Origin of the sequence: Brasilonema sp. UFV-L1 (genome assembly GCF_012912105.1) — a bacterium.
Classification (GTDB): domain Bacteria; phylum Cyanobacteriota; class Cyanobacteriia; order Cyanobacteriales; family Nostocaceae; genus Brasilonema.
Genome location: NZ_QMEA01000012.1, coordinates 84,715 through 105,637 on the forward strand (window position 1 = coordinate 84,715; position 20,923 = coordinate 105,637).

17 protein-coding genes and 1 pseudogene are annotated in these 20,923 nt (G+C 43.3%); 11 read left to right on the forward strand and 7 right to left on the reverse strand.

The features are described from left to right. Positions 1–2: 2 nt before the first annotated feature. Positions 3–2,588, reverse strand: a complete 2,586-nt coding sequence (locus tag DP117_RS06215) for a U32 family peptidase (protein WP_169217451.1) — start codon at positions 2,586–2,588, stop codon at positions 3–5. Between the two features lie 288 nt (positions 2,589–2,876). Continuing rightward, positions 2,877–3,593 (reverse strand): heme oxygenase (biliverdin-producing), encoded by a 717-nt coding sequence (locus tag DP117_RS06220; RefSeq protein WP_169217452.1) that lies wholly within the window; start codon positions 3,591–3,593, stop codon positions 2,877–2,879. Between the two features lie 503 nt (positions 3,594–4,096). Here DP117_RS06220 and glmM point away from each other — a divergent pair. Beyond that, positions 4,097–5,569 carry a phosphoglucosamine mutase gene (gene glmM / locus DP117_RS06225; RefSeq protein ID WP_169217453.1) on the forward strand — a complete coding sequence of 491 codons (1,473 nt, stop codon included), beginning with the start codon at positions 4,097–4,099 and terminating at the stop codon, positions 5,567–5,569. A gap of 258 nt (positions 5,570–5,827) precedes the next feature. After that, positions 5,828–7,039, forward strand: a complete 1,212-nt coding sequence (locus DP117_RS06230; RefSeq protein WP_169217454.1) for an RNA-guided endonuclease TnpB family protein — start codon at positions 5,828–5,830, stop codon at positions 7,037–7,039. 62 nt (positions 7,040–7,101) lie between these two features. Here DP117_RS06230 and DP117_RS06235 read toward each other — a convergent pair whose 3' ends face one another. Both DP117_RS06235 and ubiE read right to left on the reverse strand, forming a co-directional pair. Next, a complete protein-coding gene (locus DP117_RS06235) occupies positions 7,102–8,340 on the reverse strand; it encodes a DUF445 domain-containing protein (protein ID WP_169217455.1) in 1,239 nt (412 codons plus the stop codon). A 66-nt stretch (positions 8,341–8,406) separates the two neighbouring features. Continuing rightward, a complete protein-coding gene (gene ubiE, locus DP117_RS06240) occupies positions 8,407–9,099 on the reverse strand; it encodes a bifunctional demethylmenaquinone methyltransferase/2-methoxy-6-polyprenyl-1,4-benzoquinol methylase UbiE (RefSeq protein ID WP_169217456.1) in 693 nt (230 codons plus the stop codon). Between the two features lie 364 nt (positions 9,100–9,463). On the opposite strand from ubiE, the gene DP117_RS06250 reads away from it, so the two are divergent. Beyond that, positions 9,464–10,060 (forward strand): phycobilisome protein, encoded by a 597-nt coding sequence (locus DP117_RS06250; RefSeq protein WP_169217457.1) that lies wholly within the window; start codon positions 9,464–9,466, stop codon positions 10,058–10,060. 14 nt (positions 10,061–10,074) lie between these two features. Here the strand turns inward: DP117_RS06250 and DP117_RS06255 are convergent, their stop codons facing one another. After that, positions 10,075–10,848 (reverse strand): Uma2 family endonuclease, encoded by a 774-nt coding sequence (locus DP117_RS06255; protein ID WP_169217481.1) that lies wholly within the window; start codon positions 10,846–10,848, stop codon positions 10,075–10,077. 75 nt (positions 10,849–10,923) lie between these two features. Between DP117_RS06255 and DP117_RS06260 the strand changes: the two genes are divergently transcribed. Further along, the gene (locus DP117_RS06260; RefSeq protein ID WP_169217458.1) at positions 10,924–12,120 is read left to right on the forward strand and encodes a class I SAM-dependent methyltransferase; all 1,197 of its coding nucleotides are present in this window, start codon (positions 10,924–10,926) and stop codon (positions 12,118–12,120) included. Positions 12,121–12,364: 244 nt separating this feature from the next. Here DP117_RS06260 and DP117_RS06265 read toward each other — a convergent pair whose 3' ends face one another. Next, a complete protein-coding gene (locus DP117_RS06265; RefSeq protein ID WP_169217459.1) occupies positions 12,365–14,275 on the reverse strand; it encodes an acetate--CoA ligase family protein in 1,911 nt (636 codons plus the stop codon). Positions 14,276–14,664: 389 nt separating this feature from the next. Between DP117_RS06265 and DP117_RS06270 the strand changes: the two genes are divergently transcribed. From DP117_RS06270 to DP117_RS06280, 3 genes are all read left to right on the forward strand, one after another. Further along, the gene (locus DP117_RS06270) at positions 14,665–14,892 is read left to right on the forward strand and encodes a hypothetical protein (protein WP_169217460.1); all 228 of its coding nucleotides are present in this window, start codon (positions 14,665–14,667) and stop codon (positions 14,890–14,892) included. Between the two features lie 305 nt (positions 14,893–15,197). Continuing rightward, a complete protein-coding gene (locus DP117_RS06275) occupies positions 15,198–15,974 on the forward strand; it encodes an AAA-like domain-containing protein (protein WP_169217461.1) in 777 nt (258 codons plus the stop codon). Positions 15,975–16,068: 94 nt separating this feature from the next. Further along, positions 16,069–16,335, forward strand: coding sequence for a hypothetical protein (locus DP117_RS06280; protein ID WP_248277547.1), 267 nt, complete (start codon positions 16,069–16,071; stop codon positions 16,333–16,335). Between the two features lie 178 nt (positions 16,336–16,513). Here DP117_RS06280 and DP117_RS06285 read toward each other — a convergent pair. Continuing rightward, positions 16,514–17,482: pseudogene (locus tag DP117_RS06285) on the reverse strand (transposase); the annotation flags it as partial. 213 nt (positions 17,483–17,695) lie between these two features. Here DP117_RS06285 and DP117_RS06290 point away from each other — a divergent pair. The 4 genes from DP117_RS06290 (at position 17,696) to aroF (ending at position 20,874) form a co-directional block, all read left to right on the forward strand. Continuing rightward, positions 17,696–18,538, forward strand: a complete 843-nt coding sequence (locus tag DP117_RS06290) for a cyanophycinase (RefSeq protein WP_169217462.1) — start codon at positions 17,696–17,698, stop codon at positions 18,536–18,538. A 264-nt stretch (positions 18,539–18,802) separates the two neighbouring features. After that, positions 18,803–19,072, forward strand: a complete 270-nt coding sequence (rpsO, locus tag DP117_RS06295; protein WP_169217463.1) for a 30S ribosomal protein S15 — start codon at positions 18,803–18,805, stop codon at positions 19,070–19,072. A 12-nt stretch (positions 19,073–19,084) separates the two neighbouring features. Further along, on the forward strand, positions 19,085–19,552 hold the full coding sequence (locus tag DP117_RS06300; RefSeq protein ID WP_169217464.1) for a PAM68 family protein: 468 nt from the start codon (positions 19,085–19,087) through the stop codon (positions 19,550–19,552). 263 nt (positions 19,553–19,815) lie between these two features. Continuing rightward, the gene (gene aroF / locus DP117_RS06305; RefSeq protein ID WP_169217465.1) at positions 19,816–20,874 is read left to right on the forward strand and encodes a 3-deoxy-7-phosphoheptulonate synthase; all 1,059 of its coding nucleotides are present in this window, start codon (positions 19,816–19,818) and stop codon (positions 20,872–20,874) included. Positions 20,875–20,923 lie beyond the last annotated feature (49 nt).

Consider the following 20,923-nt stretch of genomic DNA (forward strand, 5'->3'; position numbering starts at 1 on the left):
TGTCACCGACTTGGATTCACTCCCATTGGACCACGAGTCACACCAAGCTGATTTTGTAGCTTCAACTCCCGCCACAGTTGAGAGCCAGTCATTTCCCCCTGTAGCAGTCGCTGATAATAATGTATCGTTTGTGTCACTTTTTCTGGTATTTCATTAACAAACTCAATACGAAAATGCTGTACACCAAACTCTATCAGGTGCTGTACGTATTCGGCTCCCGTTTGAGCAGTGCCATTAAACACTGTATTTCGACAACCGGCATCAGCTTGCAAAATGTGTTCTGTCCCCACCCTGTCCCGCAATTTCACTTCATGCTTCTCACAAGGGCGTCCGCAGTTGGTGTAGTCAGTTCCCTGAGAGAGAAAGGCACAAAAAACACAATGCTCCATGTGGAACATGGGCATATGTTGATGAATCGTCACCTCAAACCATTGGGGTGGACAACTTGTCAGCAAGTCTTCCAACTGAGTGACGTTCAAATCGTAAGACGCTGTTACTCGTTCTAAACCAAATTGATGCTGAAAGTAATCCGCTGTTAAGGGATTAGCAACGTTGAGAGAGAAATCTCCTACACAACGGTCATTGGCAAAAAACTGGAGTTGGTCATAGTTCCGTATCAAATAGCCATCCGCCTCAGAAGAACGCACCTGTTGCAAAATCCAGTTTTCTCCAGGTTTGGTGATTCTTGGAGGTGCAACCCAGATGGAGTGCTGAGTATTTCCTCTGCTTGCCTGGCGTACCATCTGCACTGCTTGCTGATAAGCGCGGGGATCTTCAAATTCACAGTAGAGTGTTTTGATTCCCGCTTCCAGTGAAGCTTGTAGTTGCTTTAAGTTTCGCACTAACACAATTAGGGAGGGAGCGAGCGAGCGAGAGAGGGAGGGAGCGAGCGAGAGAGGGAGGGAGGGAGGAGGAAGTAAATCTGAGAGGGAGGCTTGAGGATGGAGTTGCCAGCGTTTGGGTTGAGAACGCAACTCTTCCAACTGCACTACAATCTCCCGTCGTAGACGGTTCAATTCGCTGACGGGTAGCATGAATGCACCATTGAGGTGATTTGTCAAGGTTCCCAAACAAAAGGGTGTGTTGCCAAGACGACCGAACTGTTCTTGTAAACGTTCTTTGGTGAGGGGTTTAGTGTGCGCCTCTTGAAGGGGGATTGTAGACTCTACCTGGACAATGTGACCTAGTTCGTCGCGGGCGATCGCCCTTAAATATTGACCAACTTCTCCATACACCTCTATGTGAATTGGACGCTGAAATTGTGGGTTCTCTCCAGCAAAACTCTGACGTAGTTGTTTCTCAAGTTCTGGGTCGCTGGTTTTCCAAATCTTATCTCCCGCGTGTATGCGTCGCAAGTTGAGGTCACGGCGACCAAACGTCAGCACAGCTTCCTTTCCTTTGTGTTCCACCGCATAAACTCGACCGCCTTCTTCTTGCGCTTGTGGGTGACGGCAGTCAAAAACAACACCATCACCTGCTTTCACCGGGGCTTGTAACCGTACTGTTACTTTTTCATTGCTGATGCGGGTGACTTCGCCCAAATACACTCCGCGTTTTTTACCAAAGTGAGCATGAACCAGTTCCTGATTGTTAACACCGCGAAACCAACCTGTATACAGTCCGCGAGAAAACGCCATTTCCAAGTTGTAGTGTTCTTGAAAAGATGTGGAGAATTTCTCCTTGTCTTCTTGTTTTGTTGTCTTCTTGTCCCCTCCATCCAAATCTGCCATGACTCGATCCAAGGCTTCTCGGTAAACGCGGGTCACATTCGCGACATACTCTGGCGTTTTCAAGCGACCTTCAATCTTGAGACAACTCACCCCTGCTTTCACCAATTCTGGCAACACCTCTAACCCAGCCAAGTCTTGAGGGCTGAGTAAATATTTACGATTTTCCAAGTCTACTATTTTACCATCAGAAACCAACTCATAGGGCATTCGGCAAGCTTGGGCACATTCGCCACGGTTTGCAGAACGTCCTCCTAAGGCCTCACTCGTCAAACACTGACCGGAATATGCGACACACAGGGCACCATGAACAAAGACTTCCAGAGGAAGTGAGGTTTCTTGTTGTGCTATTTGACGCTGGATTTTCTCAATTTCTTTTAAGGAGCATTCACGAGCAAGTACTACTAACTGACATCCCAAGAGTTTCGCAAATTCCACCCCTGCTGCACTAGTGATAGTCATTTGCGTGGAAGCATGGATGGGAAAATCTGGAGAGAAGTGACGAATAAGACGACAAATTCCGATATCTTGGACAATAACTGCATCCACGCCTGCAGTAATAATCGTACGAAGATATTGCTCTGCTTCTCTTAGTTCTTGCGGAAAGATTAGTGTATTTAGAGTGACATATCCTTTTACCCCTCGACGATGCAGAAATTCTATCAACTTGGGTAAATCTGCCTCTGTAAAGTTTTGCGCCCGCATTCGTGCATTAAACCGATCCAACCCAAAATAGATAGCATCTGCCCCATTTTCGACAGCAGCTTTTGCACAGTCCCAGTGACCTGCAGGGGCGAGTAGTTCAGGGCGAGCAAACTTAGGTAAAGTCATTTTAGGGGTTGGTTTGCGATCAGCTTTCATCAAGTTGGGGATAGATTAGAGAGCACCATTGCGATTTTATCTTAAGCTGCTGGAAGTACCCCAACTCTACAATCAAGCTAAGCTATCACGCCGAAAGAAGTGCGTACAGGTATTAGGTACAGTGCTTACCAGCACGCTTGTTTCTTATTTTTGAATTTCTCCGGATTGCGAATGCGTGAATTACTCAAGACGCAACTAGGGACAACTTCCCCGCGATTTCCCTTTCTACAAGAGTCATCCCAGGGACGCCGCCCCTAGCAATTGATGAAAAGATTATTCTAATTGTATTTACTCAGCAGTTGCGAGTTCGGTACTACCACGTGTACGACGACGTGTGATGCTGTTGTAAAGCATTAGCCCAATCGCTTTAATGAGATTGCCTTCCAACTCTTGGAACATCTTCATGTTCATGCCAAAGGCGGCGTTTGCTTCATCGACAATGCAATCGCCTGTCGCATCATCTATTGGTAGTTCATCCAAAACTTGACGGTATTTTGCTTTGAAACCCTTCTCATCAGGAATGTCATCAAACTCATAGAAGGCAGTTCCTTGCCCATCAGAAAGGTTCATCGCAGTTTGAGCAATGCCTTTGAGAATTTGTCCACCAGACAAGTCTCCAAGATATCGCGTGTAGGAGTGGGCAACTAACAGTTCTGGTTCTTTTTCAGAGATTTCCCGGATGCGCTGCACATAAGCTTTACCCGCTGCAGATAGTTGGATTTGCTCGCGCCAGTTTACCCCATAGTAGTAGGTAAGGTCTTGCTCTAAAGTATGCTTACGGTGAAGTTGAGGAAAATTAATTTTTGAAACAATCGGATGATTGGCGTGCTTCTCCATCTCCTCTTCCATTGCTGAGTAGATGAAGTAGAAGTTAGCGACTAGCTTCCGATAGGAGTTTTTTTCTACGACTCCTTTTAAAAAACATTTGACAAAACCAACGTTTTCTGCCATGGTGTGGGCTTTTTTCGTCCCGACACGTAATTTTGTTGCTAAATTGCTGCTCATGCTAAATTTGCTCAACTTTAAAATGTCAACTGCTGAAGTCTAATTGACGAACGGCTACAAAAGCCACTAAAACGTTACAGTAGAACTATTTGATGAGAATTTATATTAAAATTTTTTAAGTTTAGATGGATCAAACATATTTCTGAGTTCCCACAGAGCCGGTACATGAGTCACGCATTCGGGTAAAAAGCCTGGTTTGTTTGAGTTTCGCTCACGAAAACTCGTTCTTTCCAGCAAAAACCAGGTTTTTGAAATGCTCCCGTGCTCTTGTGATAAATCTTGAGAGTAAGTTTTTATTTCATCACAGTAAAAATCTTTAGTTTACAAAATCTTTATAAGTACAAGAAAATACTTAAAAATACTGACAAGGATTTTGACAAAAAATGAAACAATGTAAAAACAAGAAATAATAAAGTATCCCGATTAAAAGGTATCCAGCAGGAATTGTTGAATAGAATTTATAGTGTTATTCTCCAGTGTGACTGTGTGGAGTTTTTTTATTTATGGTTTCATACATAACTCAAACTCAAAACGGTATATTAGGAAGCTCAACTTCCAAAATTGATGAATTGAAAAAGGAAGTGAATGAGAGCAGTTTAGGGCTTAATTTAACATCAGTTCTGGCAACACCCTTATTTGGTACAGACGGTATCCGGGGACGAGTGGGAGAATTGCTCACTGCACCCTTGGCATTGCAAATTGGCTTTTGGGCAGGTACTGTTTTGCGTAGTCACGCATTAAACCCAGGACCAGTGATCCTAGGACAGGACTCTAGAAACTCTAGCGATATGCTGGCGATGTCCTTGAGTGCAGGGTTAACAGCAGCAGGATTAGAAGTTTGGCATTTGGGGCTATGTCCAACTCCTTGCGTTGCGTATCTCACCAACGTCACCGATGCAATAGGTGGAGTCATGATTTCTGCAAGCCACAACCCACCAGAAGACAATGGCATTAAAATTTTTGGTGCAGATGGGATGAAGCTATCCCAAAGGTTGCAAACGGAAATAGAAGCAGGGTTGAGAGGTGTTGCTTCTGCGAATTGTAACCAGTGCGGACGGTATTACTCGCGCTTGGATTTAGTGGGGAACTATGTTGAGGCGTTGAAAAAACCTCTGCATGGTGCTGTCAATTTTCAGGGCATGAAAATTGTTTTAGATTTGGCATGGGGAGCCGTTGTTGGTTTAGCGCCATCCGTATTCAAGGAGATGGGAGCTCAACTCATCTGCTTGCATAATAAACCAGATGGCGATCGCATCAACGTCAACTGCGGTTCCACTCACCTAGGAATTCTCCAAGCAGCAGTCCAAGAACACAATGCTGATTTGGGTTTTGCCTTTGATGGCGATGCAGATCGCGTTTTGGCTGTAGATAACACCGGAAGACAAGTTAATGGTGATTACATCCTCTATCTGTGGGGACAACAGCTAAAGCAAAAACAAGAACTCCCGAGTGATCTGATTGTTTCCACTGTTATGGCAAACTTAGGTTTTGAGAGAGCATGGAAGCAAATTGGGGGGCAATTTACTCGTACAGCAGTCGGTGATCAGCACGTCCAGGCGGAAATGATGCGGACTGGAGGAATGCTTGGAGGCGAACAATCTGGTCATATCCTCTGCCGTCATTATGGCATGACTGGAGATGGTTTACTGACAGCCTTACACATAACAGCCTTGGTCAAACAAGCTGGCGTTTCCCTATCTGAAATGGTGACTCAAAGCTTTCAAACCTACCCGCAACTGTTGCAAAATGTCCGAGTTGAGGACAAGTCCAAGCGTTTGGGATGGAAAGAATGTGAGGCTTTGCAGGTGGCGATCGCCCGCGCCGAAGCAGCAATGGGAGATTCTGGCAGAGTTTTAGTCCGCGCTTCTGGTACAGAGCCACTCATTCGAGTTATGGTGGAAGCTGAAGCCGCTGAACTTGTCAATTACTGGACAAATGAATTGGTGACGCAAGTTCGACAACACTTATTAGCTTAAAAATAATTTTTGTTCGATATAGCATCAAAAGCTAGTTTCTCACTCACCTTGAAAAAATGCTGCACGACAGGAGAGAAATTTTCACGACGGCGTGCAGCGCTAAATTGTACATTTTTGTTCACGTTTCTTCAATAGCAAGTGGTGAAAGCAATGCTGGAAAAAACTAGCATTTTGACCGAAATTAATGGTACAAGCCCCGTCCGCGCATGAGCGGCTTTTTTGTGTTAACATGATTGACGTAGGGCTTGTCCACGTCAAATGATAGTTTTAGAGTTCAAGGCTAAGGGAAGGACAACTCAATATAGTGCTATAGATGAGGCGATTAAAACGGCTCAATTTGTTCGCAACAAGTGTATTCGTTTTTGGATGGATAACCGAGGTGTAGGACAGAAAGATCTGTATCGTCACAATACAGCATTAAGAGCAGAATATCCTTTTGTTAAAGACTTGAACTCTCATGCTTGCCAATCTGCAGTGGAAAGAGCTTATAGTTCTATTGCTCGATTTTACGATAACTGTAGAAAGTCTATCCCGGGTAAAAAAGGCTATCCTCAATTCAAAAAGAATTGCCGTTCAGTAGAGTACAAAACTTCAGGTTGGTCACTTTCTGAAACTAGGAAGCAAATCACATTCACCGATAAAAAGGGGATTGGCAAGCTTAAGCTCAAAGGAACGTGGGATTTAAACTTCTATCAATTAGATCAGATAAAACGGGTTAGGTTAGTCAAGAAATCTGATGGGTACTACGTTCAGTTTTTAGTCAGATCTGAAAATAAGGTAGATACACAACCTACTGGCAGAACCATTGGATTGGATGTAGGACTTAAGGAGTTCTACACTGATAGCAACGGACATAGCGAACCTAACCCTAAGTTTTATCGAACTGGCGAGAAACGATTGAAATTTCGTCAACGTCGTGTTTCTCGTAAAAAGAAAGGCTCTGCTAACCGCTTGAGCGCCATTAATAAGCTAGGGCGAGTACACCTTAAAATAAGTAGGCAACGTGAAGAACATGCCAAGAGAGTGGCGCGTTGCGTAATCCAATCTAACGATTTGGTTGCCTACGAAGACTTGAGGATTAAGAACTTGGTCAAAAATCACTGTCTCGCCAAGTCTATTAATGATGCAGGTTGGTATCAGTTTAGGAAATGGTTAGAGTATCTTGGAGTTAAGTTTGGCAGAGTTACGGTTGCTGTCAACCCTGCTTATACATCACAAGAATGCTCTAAATGTGGCACTCATGTTAAAAAGTCTCTGTCCATGAGAACCCACGTTTGTCAGTGTGGATTTGTGTTGGATCGGGATTATAATGCTGCTCTAAATATTCTGAATCGAGCCTTAAGTACCACAGGGCATGTGGGAACTTGGATCTTAGATCCGAACGCTTCGGGAGACTTAGCCTCTACTGTCTTAGGTGCAAACCTATCTCAGCAAGTTGAATCTGTGAACGAAGAATCTCCGCACTTATAGGGCGGAGAGTGTCAAATGGGTACTGCTTTGCAACAGCAGTGTGATTGAAGACAGGCAGAGAACTATTGACCAAAGAACAAAAACGATGTTTGCATCAATCCCACAATAAAGCCTAAAATACCGCCTAAATTTACAATTGCCTGCAACTCATTTTTAACAATTCCTTCTATTGCTGCTTCTAAATCAGCAGGTGAAGTTGATTTCACGCGGTCAACAATCACTTGGTCAATTGCCAAAATGGGAATTGCCTGAGTTACTATTGCTTCTAAATCTTTCTCCAAATACCGCTCTAAAACAAGAGCTAATTCTTTACTGACAACTTCCAGTGACGCACTCACAACAGGAGAAGAACTGAGGCGACTCACTAGCAACATCGCAATATTTTCCCAATCAACGGAACCACTTAATCCTTGGAGTAAATCACTCCCGCGTGTTTGTAGATAATTACGGACGCTTTCGCGTGTCGTCTTTCGCAATTGTCGTACCGTACCTATTGGTAAACTTTGTAAAGATAAACTTTGCAGAAATTTCTGAATGCGATCGCGCACCTGCAATTCTTGAGTCAGTTCTTGCAAGCGAGCATTAGTCGCATCTTTTTCATCCAAGCAGTAAGTCCGTAAGCGGGTTAAAGTATTGCGTAAACCAAATAAATTTGCCACAACCCAATAGGTACCGCTGGTTTTTTCTCGAAAACTTTCGTCAATCGTTTGAATCGTGCGATCTGTCAAAAAGTCAATAACTGCTAGTCGCAATATATCAGGTGGTATGACAACTTGCAACAGCCAATCAGCCAGGCGAATAGCTTGTTCTTCAGTTAATTGAAAGTCCAGTAATATCTGGTCAAAAATTTGATTGACTTGCGCCTCTAAAAAGTCTTCCCGCCGCGCTAAAACCCTTAAAAGACGTGGTAAAGATTCTCCTAACAAATCCCGCAATATTCCTGACAAAATCTTCGCAGTTTTCTGCTCTTTATCAGATTTTAGTTGGTCAATTGCCAGTCGCAATATCCAAAGAATTGCTCCTTGCACGCGTTCTGTCTGTAACAATCGCCGTGCTAGTTTTTGCAACTCTTCTGGTGTCAATAGCGACCCCATGATTGTATCTGAAATATTTTTAGCAAGCCGTTCCTGGTTGCGGGGAATCAATCCAGGCGTAAAAGGTAACTGTCGTCCACCGATATAAATAGCACGGTAAGGACGAAATAACATCTTAATGGCTATATCATTCGTGAAATAGCCAATAATTCCGCCCGCGATTGGGGGAGAGACATAAAGCCAAAGATGAGACCAATCCAAAGTCATTTGTCATGAGTCATTAGTTATTAATCACTAGTGATTAGCAAATTACTAATCACCAATCATTAACCACTAAGCTTTCGTTATTACTAGCACTCCCATCATACCGTTCGCAATGGGGTAGTGTGTTGCTGCTGCAAAACCAACTTGATAAGCTATCTCTACAAGCTTCTTTCCTGTAGGAAAGCGATCTAAGCTGGGACTGATGTAAGCGTATTCTTCTTTTAAACCCAAGGAGTTCGCCACTGGAACCACAAGATTGTCCAGATACCACTGCTGAATTGCTCGTGCTTGAGGATGACTGGGACGATGAAAGTCTAAAATTGCAGCCTTAGCACCCGTTTTCAGAACACGGTGTAACTCTTTCAAACTAAGGGGAATATCTGTTACATTTCTTAAACCATAACCCATTGTTGCAGCACCAAATCGGTTATCCTCAAAAGGTAAGTCCAGAACGTCGGCTTCCACCCAATCAATATTATGTTGGGGATACTGACTTTGAGAACGTTCTCTGGCAACTGCTAACAACTGTGGAGAAAAATCCACTCCATATACCTGTCCTGTTTTTCCTACACGCCGCGCCAGGCGGAAAGATAAGTCTCCACTACCACAACACAAATCAACAACTGTATCTTCTGGTTTGGCTGCACTCCATTTCACCGTCATTTCTTTCCATATGCGGTGTTGTCCTAAACTAAACCAATCATTCAACTGGTCATATACAGGAGCAATGCGGTTAAAAATAGCACGAATTTCACTAGACATGAGTCACCCCTTTGCTTAATTCAAAATGGACCGGAGGCTGCGCGGCGCAGGCGCAGCTGCGTCCCGCTGCGCTAACAAAATGCAAAATTAGTCTAGTCAGGAGACACTGATTACGATAAAGGAAAACTCTCTAGATTCTCAAAAGCTACTTCAAAAATTTGCTATTACCCGATGGCGTATCTTCGACCTGTCCAACCCAAATAAAGCCAGGACACCCATTTTTTCTGCAAGTTGGTTGGTTGTTTCAGCCGAGGTTACAAAGAGCGTATGATCCGTGCATATAATGACCAGGGGAAGTGGAGTCACTTAACCTTGGTGACCGAACGTCGAGTAAGTTAGTCATTAAAATCATCGGATGTGTACCATGAAGCCTGAACTCCGTCAAGCAGTCAAAGAACTTATTCAAAAAGCAAGAATTGTCAGTTTTGCAGGTTGGGAGGCGACTCACTCAGCAGCCGTTATTCCCCTGTTCCAAGCAGCTGACGATCAAGGACGATATCTCAGCGATGAAGATTTACAGCAGATTCAAACCATTTCCCCTCAAACTTCAGAATTGATTCCAGTCGTACAACTGTTGCGCGATCGCTCTAGCGAAATTGTCAACGAAGCCAGAGAACAAGTGCTGACAACCTTTCCTGATATTACTCAGCCTGGTGGCGGTCTTTACCCACCAGAACGTGCCGAAGCTTGTTGGCGTGACTTTTGGCACTTCTTGCGCTGCATCACTTATGGTATTGCCGGTCACAGCACTGATTACACAAGCCGCACCGGACTTGAATCCATGAAAGAGTTATATAAAGAATTACAAGTACCTTTAGATGCAATGGTAGTCGGTTTGGAAAATATAAAAATTGCTAGTTTGAAGCGTATAGACTCTGATCAGCAAGCAGCCTGCGCTCCCTATTTTGACCACCTCATCACTCAACTCAAATCTTTTACAAAAGAATCGAAGGATGGTTAGTTGCAAAACTTCTGTTACGAATTTGGATTCACGCCCAGCGAGCGCAATTGTTCGCGCAAGCGGGCATTTTCCTGTTCAGCTTGCTCAGCGCGCTGGCGTTCAGTTTCTGCTCGCTGGTGTTCAGTTTCTGCTCGCTGGTGTTCAGTTTTTGCTCGCTCATCTCCAGTGAGTAACAAATGACCTTCGTTATCCCACCAACGTAACCAAGGTAACTCCGCATTCAAATAATAGCCTTGCCAAATTCCAAGCTCTACACCTAGGGGAGCGATCGCATATCGTCCATTAAGATTAGGCTCCATACGTTCATAATATCCAGCAACCAGTCGATAAACTTCCACGGAAGCTTTTTTGACCTCATAAATTCCGTAATAAGCCGGATGAATCACCTGTTCATAAATCCAAAATTTCCCTTTGTAAGGTGTTTTATCCCGTTCCTCACTACCATCGCCTGAAACAAACTCCAACACAATCAACGGCGCAATTAATTCCTGCCAAAGAACATATGAACGTCGGAGTTCGCCGTTAAGAGTTGGCGGTACATTCGGCACATAAAACCAATCAGGAGCCTGGGCACCACGTTCTGGTGGATCAGTCATTCGCCAATAAATACCGCAATCCTGACCAATACAATATTGACTATCAGAATGAATTTTTTGTAGACGCGGTTGAATCGCATCTGTGAGTAAAATACTTTGAGGATGTTCCTGAAAATTCTTCACAAAAGTACCATCAGACTCTGGTAGCTGAGTGTGGTCGGGTAAAGCTAGGCTTTTGGCTTCAGTGACCATCGTCTTTATCTCGCCTAAAGGTGGGGTTGTCAAATTCGTTCTAAATCAATTGTAGTGCCACATTTAAATAACACTATGGACACATCTAATACGATTAGTTCAGCAGTTGCCAAACTTTATAACACCTATCCCTTCCCACCAGATCCCCTTTTAGACGAACCCCCACCCGGATACAACTGGCGCTGGAATTGGCAGACAGCTTATAACTTTTGTACGGGGCGCAAACCTGAGCAAGAAAATATTCGCTTACTTGATGCGGGATGTGGAACGGGCGCGGGGACAGAGTATTTAGTACACCTGAATCCTCATGCTCAAGTAGTGGGAATTGATTTGAGTGCAGGAGCGATCGCAGTCGCCCGCGAACGTTGTCAGCGTTCAGGAGCGAATGGTGTAGAATTCCACAACATTAGTCTTTATGATGTCGAGCAAATTCCTGGTCAGTTCGACTATATTAATTGTGTTGGCGTTCTTCACCATCTGCCCGACCCGATCAAAGGCATACAAGCTCTAGCATCAAAGCTAGCACCAGGAGGACTAATACACATCTTTGTCTATGCCGAATTAGGACGATGGGAAATTACCCTGATGCAAAAAGCGATCGCACTCCTGCAAGGCGATCGCCGTGGAGACTACCAAGATGGTGTTAAAGTCGGTCGGCAAATCTTTGCCAATCTACCGGAAAACAATCGGTTGTTGAAGCGAGAAAAAGAGCGTTGGTCGCTGGAAAACCAGCGAGATGGCTACTTTGCCGACATGTACGTCCATCCCCAGGAAATTGACTACAACATCGATACTTTATTTGAGCTGATTGACGCTTCTGGATTAGAATTCATCGGCTTCTCAAATCCTCAGTACTGGGAATTAGAACGGTTGATAGGTCAACAACCTGATTTAATGGAACGAGCAGCAAACTTGAGCGATCGCCAACGCTATCGTCTGACTGAACTGCTTGATCCAGATTTGAGTCATTACGAGTTCTTCCTCGGTCGTCCTCCTTTAATCTACATGGACTGGTCAAACGACGCCATTCTCCTCAAATCTATTCCTGAACGCAGTCCATGCATGCAAGGGTGGCCCAGTCAAGTCATTTTGGACTTTAACTATCAAGTCGCCAAACTCTCTGAAGTAGAGTATGCCTTTTTAAACGCGTGTGACAATGTTGCGGGACAGCAAACGGTTGAGACATTAATGCAAGATACGGGGATAGATTTAGAAGGAGTGCGATCGCTCCAAAAACGCCAGTTGATTCTGCTGACACCAAAACCGTATTGACAATTATCCCATCTCCAGAAGAGATGGGCTTTCCCGCTGTCTTTTTTTAACAGTTACCAGTTATCAGTTTGAAGAAGAATTCAGCAATTCTGAATTCAGTATTCAGAAGGAAGAAATAAAGAATTGCGACTTCTGACCGGAGGCGGAGCGGCTCCGGCTCCGCTCCTGACTCCTGACTCCTGACTCCTGACTCCTTCACTGGTCACTGTTCACTGTTTTAAATTGCCTCAACTGTGCTAAGACTTCACAAAACCGTGCCAATTTCCTTCAAATAAACCCGTGTAAATGGTTCATCTACGCCAAGAGTATACTCTTCAATCAAACCCTTGCGTCTAATAGAAATATTGTCTCCATTCTTAATAACAACAGTTGAACTATCGAAAACATCGCGTGCTAAAGTCATCTCGATTTCGGTAGGATTGTTTAAAACTACCATGTTACTTCCGTAGTAAAACATTCCTTCGTTTTCCAAAATATCTTCTTTATATTCAGCAATCAACAAGTCAAGTTTGGGATTACGCAACAAAGAAAGAATATTGGTGTTATAGTCTTTGCTCAAGATTTTTTCTGAACGATTTATGAAAGTACCATCACGACAGACAGCGCCTATTGTCCAGTCGGGGTGTAGTAAAAGAATATGGTCAATCGTTTCTTGAATTTCATGAACCGAGATGTGGTTGAATGTAATTATCGGTATTCTGGCATCTGTACCAAATTTATAAAAGGTTTCCAAAATGTGTGAAGGTACATCAACGCTTTCACCTATTGCAGGGTTAAGATGCATCAAAATTCCTGGTGCAGCATTGATTTCCAGAATCGAAAAATCGCCAGACTTCCAAGATTCGTTAAGATTTCTAGCAATGACATCAATCCCCAAGCAAACAAGGCTCAAGTGTTGGGCAATGTCTTGTGCCAAAATAATATTGTCAGGATGAACAGTGCGAGTTGCATCAATGCTCACACCTCCAGCTGAAAGATTGGCGACTTTGCGAAGATAAATCTTTTGGTTTTTATCAAGCACGCTGTTTAATGACAAGCCTTGTTGTTCAAGATATTGTTCCATCGCCTCGTCGCACTGAATCTTAGCCATAGGCGAGGTAGGTGTATCCAGACGCGCAGGTTTTCGGTTTTCGTCTCGGATTAACTCTTCAATGGTTGAGTCACCATCACCCACAACCCATGCAGGGCGACGTTCAACAGCAGCAACAAATCTGCCATTAACGCACAATAAGCGGAAATCTGAACCAGCAATGCTCTTCTCAACAATCACTCGGATTGGCTCGTTTTCTGGAATTGCCTGAAGTGCTCTTTTATAAGCAGATTCTAATTCGTACTCATCTCGAACTTCTGCCGTTACTCCAATTCCTTTATGACCAGCTACAGGTTTGACGGCGACTGGGTAGCCAATATCTGCTGCGACTGCAACAGCTTGTTTCTGGGAAGCTACTATATCACCTTTCGGCACTGGAAAACCTAAAGTTTTTAGAAATGCTTTGCAGTCATCTTTGCGCGTGGTGAAGTCTGAATCTAAATGGCTATCACAGTCAAATGTTGTTGCGACACCGCGAACCTGTTTTTTTCCGTATCCGTACTGAGTGAGTCCTTCATCCCATAAGTAAAAAGTGGGAATACCTTTTGTGTTAGCTGCACGCAACAAAGCGTAGACTGTAGGACCACCGTAAACAGATAGTCGGAATTTACTTTGAAAGGTTGAAACTCGCTCTTCAAAGGCAATATCTTCGTCTTGGGTGATCGCTTCAAACCAATCCCAAACAAAGTAAAGTACACCCCGCGTGGTACGCTCATGAAGTGATTGTATACTAATGGTCGTATAACTTTCATATGGCTTGACATTCCAACGGTCAAGATGCAAGCCCATATCCAACTTTCCTGCTTCTGACACTGTGCGGGCAAACAGATGAGCGTAGGAATCGTATGTTTCGTCGCCCAGGTGTGGGTAGCGATCGCTAATAATTGAAACGTAATCCTCAATAGGCAGAGGTCTTGTAAACCCAGTTAGAGCAAAATCAAATACTAGTGCCCCTGTTTCTAAGTAGGGATTTGGTCCCATGTAATGCTTGAATTTGAAGATATCAAATGCATCAGTTTTTCTTGCATTAACGCGAGCCGTATCGACGATTTTGTCTTGAACCATTGATTATAACCTCTGGCTAAACACCCACCGAATCTGGACAAATACTAGCGTTTTCCCAGACGAATTTGTTGTCTTGCGAATTTAGTACTGTTTGGTAAGCGATGGCTAAAGCCCATGCTACACCTGTACATTACGCGCTTAATACCAAAGCATTAATCGCAACGCCTATACTAGCTAGTTACACTCATATTGCCAATATTTGCAGCTATCTAAAGGTATAGTTAAGTAACTTTACAAAAAAAATTAAAATAATGTTAAAGTTGTGGATTAATTGAATTTGAACCTTTATTATTTACAAACTGCTGAATATATAACTATTGAAGGGTGCAATTAGATACTAATTAACTTATAAATAGTAAATACTAGAAAGCGTTAAGGAGACGGCAAGTATGAGTAACGCAGAAGCTGTTCTCAAAAAAGAAGTGCAGCATCTTGCTGAGGAAGCTTTCCACCGCAAGCTTATTTCTGGATATGGAGAGGGTCCAGACAATCACGAGTATCAAATCGTATTTCAAGGTAAACCTAGGCATTTCTCTCTAGAACACGCACGTTCTTTCTTATGCGACTTACTGTTCGAGAAACAGGCGAGTCAATGTTCAGAAGAATTGAGTGTTTAGCGTTGGATACAGAACGTCACAATTACGATAGATAGTGAGTGGCATTCTGTGAGATAAAGCAGTTTATGATTTTTTAAAATCAGGAGATTTTTGTATTTCTAGATAAAACATTTTTGATCAAAATTAAGTAGTCGTTGTGAGCTAAGTGCTGGTGTATGCGGTTCATAATGGCTACTTAACCAGTTATTAGGGGTGTACACGTGTAAGAGAAAACAATGATAAACCAGCATCTATAGGAATCCTGTTTGATTCTTGAAAAGATTTTGACCTTATAACCTTTGTAAAACAAGCTTTTGAGTCTCAATATGCTTTCAAGATTCAAATCGGAGTCCTATATTAGCGTTGCTTTAGCTTTAAATATCCCGAATCAAATCGATGAATATTGGGATTTAGTGGAAATTGTTGGTAGCAGCATGGCATGTAAAGCCTATTTTGAGGAATATGTACTACGAACAATTGATAATTCGCTAACGCTTGGTTTAGATGAGGTTGATAAAGTTTTTGAATATCCAGAAATTTACCGAGATTTTTTTGGGCTGCTACGCGCTTTACATGAAGAAGGCAAACGGCGAGAGATTTGGAAAAAACTGCGATTGGTAATTGTACATTCTACAGAAGTTTACGTGCCTCTTGATATTAATCAATCACCATTTAATGTAGGTTTGTCTGTAGAATTGCCGGAATTTAATCATAAACAGATTTTAGATCTAGCTCAAAGGTATCAACTCGACTGGGATGAAACCGAAGTTGAAAAATTAATGATGCTAGTGGGTGGACATCCATTTTTAGTGCGTCTTACTCTTTATCATATAGCCAATAGAAATGTGACTTTAACACAGATACTACAAAATCCCACGAGTTCATCAAGTATTTACGCAGATCATTTACGTCGTCAAAGTTTAATTCTTACGCAGCAGCCGGAATTAGCAATTGCGATGAAAGATGTAGTTATTAATAACTCTGCCAAACTACCGACAGTAACTAAATTTAAATTACACTGTATTGGACTGGTAAAACTCCAAGGAGATAGTGTATTACCACGCTGTAATTTATATCGCCAGTATTTACAAATTCATTTGTAAACAAATATTTTTTGACCTAGCAGAAAGTTTCATCTACCTTTAGATAGAATCAGTTTGTTAATTTTTCTTGACACACATCCTTCAAAAGGATGATGTGACTAATTTAACACTCAGAGAACAATACGAAAAATACATTAAACTTAACAAAAAGGCAGTAATTATGCTTACTGTTGGCGATTGTGCAATTCATCAAAAAACACGCGAGTCTGGCGTCGTGATAGGTTACGGTCATGAGCTAGTGAATAATGCTTACCAAACCACCCTCAAAGTACTCGTCTCTAGCCAAAACGATACTCATCAAACAACTTCAATCAAGGAAGATTTATATTCGGAATGGGTCAAGACTGATGACAAAGAATAGGTAATGCTTAACTAGTCAACGCACTCAAGCCTCTAGAAAATGTCTCGGAGGCTTTTAAATTGCAAACGTTGCATTCAAGACTTATACAAAAGTCAATACAAACCTTAGTTTGGTCAAAAGGTGACATCCTCCCACCACTGACTTGGAGTACCAAGTACAGTGGGGGCGTATCCTCGAATTACTTCTTGGTTCTTCCTGTTTCACGGGTCGTGCCTAGACTTGCGTCCCCGGACAACGATACCCTTCGGGTTCGCAGTCCCCTCTGTCGGGAAACCCTCCTGCAGGGCTGTCTCACCTCCACAGGCAGCTTGACCGTGAGTCCCACGGCTGCAAGACCTCTTTGTTCCACCACCATAGCGGCAGCAACATCGCGGTCTGTTGTATACCCACATTCATGACACACATGAACACGTTCAGACAGTTTCTTTTTCCCGGTATGAGTTCCACATTGAGGGCAAGTTTGACTAGTCCCGTTAGGGTTTACTTTCGCAAAATAGACCCCACGCTTCCAACAAACCCAAGAAAGAATCTCAAGGAAGCTACCCCAACTAGCATCAAGACAATGTTTTGCCAACATTCCGCGACTAGTCGCTTTCAGGTTCAGATCTTCTGCAAAGACCATGCCAACATCGTTACAAAGTGCGTGTGCCGTATTGATGTGGAACTGTTTGCGTGTGTCATAAATGCGTTCATGCAGTCTACGTATCTTGTGCTGCGCTTTCCGGTAGTTGGCAGAGCCTTTGGTCTTGTTTTTCAACTTGCGTTGCAGCGATTTGAGCTTGCCTTGCAAAGAATTGAAAAACCGGGGTCTTTCTACCAGCCGTCCGTCAGATACAGCCAAGAACTTTTCCAAACCTACGTCAATACCAATGGAATTTCCATTTGGCATGACATCTGGTACGGAAACATCAGATTGCAAAACCAATTGAGCGTACCATCCCGACGCAATGCTTCCAACTCTAACCTGCTTGACTACAAAACTCTCTGGAATTGGGCGATGCAAATTGATTGGCATCGCCCCAATCTTGGGCAACTTGATTTGAAAACCTGTTACTGGGTTGGATTTGAACTGCGGAAACACAAAAGAGCGATACTGACCAACTTTTTTGAATCTGGGGAACCCAAAACCGCGTTCCATCATAAATTTGAACGCTTTATTTGTTCTGACTTGATGTCACGGGGATTTTACACGTGGGGGACAATACGTCAACAAAGAGTCGTTGTTCTTAGTCTTTATTACACGCAAACGTTCTTTACTATAAAAAGCATCATATTTTTGTATTAAAATCTACCAAATGGATGTTTTTTCTTTTATAATCATCATGTTTTATAAAAAAAATAACTCTTATCAGGAGGCTCTATGGTAGCCAGTGAAATTCGGCGACAATTAGTCATTATTGGAGGAGCAGAAGATAAAGAGGCAGATTGCCAGATTCTTCGGGAATTTGTTCGCCGCGCTGGGAGTACAAAAGCTAGGCTCGTGATCATGACGGCTGCAACGGAACTGCCAAGAGAAGTCGGAGAAAATTATATTAAAGTGTTTGAACGGCTAGGTGCCGAGGATGTTCGTATAGTTGATACTGAAACCCGTGAAGATGCATCTTCATCTACAGCGTTAGAAGCGGTTAATAAAGCTACTGGTATATTTTTTACTGGAGGAGACCAAGCCCGGATTACTCATGTTCTTAAGGATACTGAACTGAATGCCGCAATACACAAACGATTTTCTGAAGGTATAGTTATAGGAGGTACAAGCGCGGGAGCCGCTGTCATGCCAGACGTGATGATTGTAGAAGGCGACTCCGAGACAAATCCTCGAATGGAAATTGTGCAGCTAGGTCCTGGTTTAGCTTTCTTACCAGGAGTGGTGATAGACCAACATTTCTCTCAACGCGGGCGGTTGGGACGCCTAGTCGCAGCTTTAGCACAGCAGCCTGTTGTCTTAGGGTTTGGTATTGATGAGAACACCGCGATGGTAGTCACAGATAGCGAGTTTGAAGTGATTGGGGAAGGTTGTGTGACAGTTGTTGATGATTCAGAGGTCATGCACAGCAACGTTGACGACATTTTGAAGGATGAACCTTTGGCAGTTTGCGGAGCAAAGCTTCATATCCTGCCACATGGATACAAATTTGACCTGAAAACCCGCAAGCCGATCTTAGACAATCGCACTGTAACAACTGTCTCTGCACCAGCTGCTTAAAAAATACTAGGACTTACGCAAAAGTTACCCGGTTTCTACCAAAAATCGTTTGTTTCGCAACCAAATACGAACTCACCAAACCGGTTTGGTGGCAGATGGTAAGTCCTAAGGTCTCAAAAACTTCCTGAATTTTCCGGGTAGTGATGCATATAGGTGTAGGTAGTTCACTAATTCTCTTTATCTTCCTTATCCCCACACTCTAAACAGGATGGCTGTGATATTATGGGAAACTGCTGCATACACTAAAAATTCATTCACCAGATCATGGCTTTAACGCAACACCGCAAACAAGAGATCATCACACAGTACCAAGTTCACGAAACTGACACTGGCTCTGCTGATGTTCAAGTCGCAATGCTAACAGCGCGCATTAACCGTCTTAGCGAACATCTCCAGGCAAACAAGAAAGACCATTCCTCGCGTCGAGGATTGTTGAAGCTCATTGGCCAACGTAAGCGTCTTTTATCTTATATTCAAGAGGACAGCCGAGAACATTATCAAGCTTTGATTGGTCGTCTCGGCATTCGTGGATAGAGACTATCGCTTATGTCTGCTGAATCTGAACGCAGTGGCTTGCCTTTTGAACCAAACAACAAGCGTCAAAAACCAGCCAAAGCAAAAGGCAAACAACCAGAAACCAAGCCCGAATCTGGAAAAAAGGACGATAAAAAGCCACCTTTTACCAAACAAGAGATGGCAATGCCTCAAGTCGTTAGCCAACGGATGATTCGCCGAGTAGCTGGTTTTTGTGGCATACCAACAGCTTTGGGAATCAGCACTCTCATTATCAGTTACTTGCTATTAATCTATGCTGACGTTAAACTGCCTCCCATCGCTGTGTTACTGGTGAACATGGCTTTTTTCGGTTTGGGAGTGCTAGGGATAACTTATGGTGTTCTCTCAGCCTCTTGGGATGAACACAGAGTTGGGGGTCTGTTGGGCTGGAATGAGTTTACTACCAATTGGGAACGAATGGTGACAGCTTGGCGAGAAACTCGGCAAAAAAACGTATGATGACCAGTTCTCAGTGAGCCAATCACTGTGGTGTTAAGTAAATTTGAAACAAAATAATGTTGAAGTTTAAATTTTGTAACTTCAACATTACAAATTTAAAATTTATGATTTTTTTTCGATTCAAGATTTTATTTACGAGACTACTAAGCGCTATATTCAAAAATTGATTTTGTGACTTTAGCGAACTTGATATTTGAAACGACAAAAACATTGTCACTTAGCAAATATTCTAAGCAAGAACTCAACTAAGCAGGAACGAAGAGATGATTATAGTCATGAAAATTGGTTCCCCTGAGGTGGAAATAGACCGTCTAAGCAAGGAACTAGGCACTTGGGGGCTGACACCAGAAAAAATTGTTGGTAAACACAAGGTAGTCGTTGGTCTTGTTGGTGACACCGCTGACTTAGATCCCCTACAAATTCAAGAAATTAGCCCTTGGATTGAGCAAGTGCTGCGAGTAGAACAACCTTTTAAACGGGCTAGCCGCCAGTTTCGACATGGGGAATCTTCTGAAGTTATGGTTAACACTCCCGATGGAGTAGTTCCTTTTGGTGAACATCACCCTGTGGTCGTTGTTGCTGGTCCCTGCTCAGTAGAAAATGAAGAAATGATCGTAGAGACAGCGCGGCGAGTCAAAGCAGCTGGGGCACAGTTTTTGCGTGGTGGCGCATATAAACCCCGAACCTCGCCTTACGCCTTCCAAGGACACGGCGAGAGTGCTTTGGAATTATTGGTAAAGGCACGCGAAGTCACCGGACTGGGTATTATTACAGAAGTCATGGACAGTGCAGACCTGGAGAAAGTTGCAGATGTTGCAGATGTTGTCCAAGTAGGCGCAAGGAATATGCAGAACTTCTCCTTGTTGAAGAAAGTAGGAGCACAGCCAAAACCAGTTCTCCTTAAGCGAGGAATGTCTGCAACTATTGAAGATTGGTTGATGGCGGCGGAGTATATTTTAGCCGCAGGAAATCCAAATGTGATTTTGTGTGAGCGGGGTATTCGCACCTTTGACCGTCAGTACACCCGGAATACTTTGGATTTGTCAGCTATACCAGTGCTGCGCAAGTTAACTCACCTACCAATTATGGTTGACCCCAGCCACGGTACAGGCTGGGCTGCTTATGTCCCTTCAATGTGTTTAGGGGCGATCGCCTCTGGATGTGACTCTTTGATGATTGAAGTTCATCCCAACCCAGCAAAAGCCTTGTCTGATGGACCACAATCTCTCACACCAGAACATTTCGATCGCTTGATGCAAGAACTTGCAGTGGTTGGGAAAGCAGTTGGGCGTTGGCAGCAGCCAGTTGTGTCCATAGCATAAGTTGCTAGCATAAAAAGTACAAAAAGTCAATCACAATTATCCATGCTCC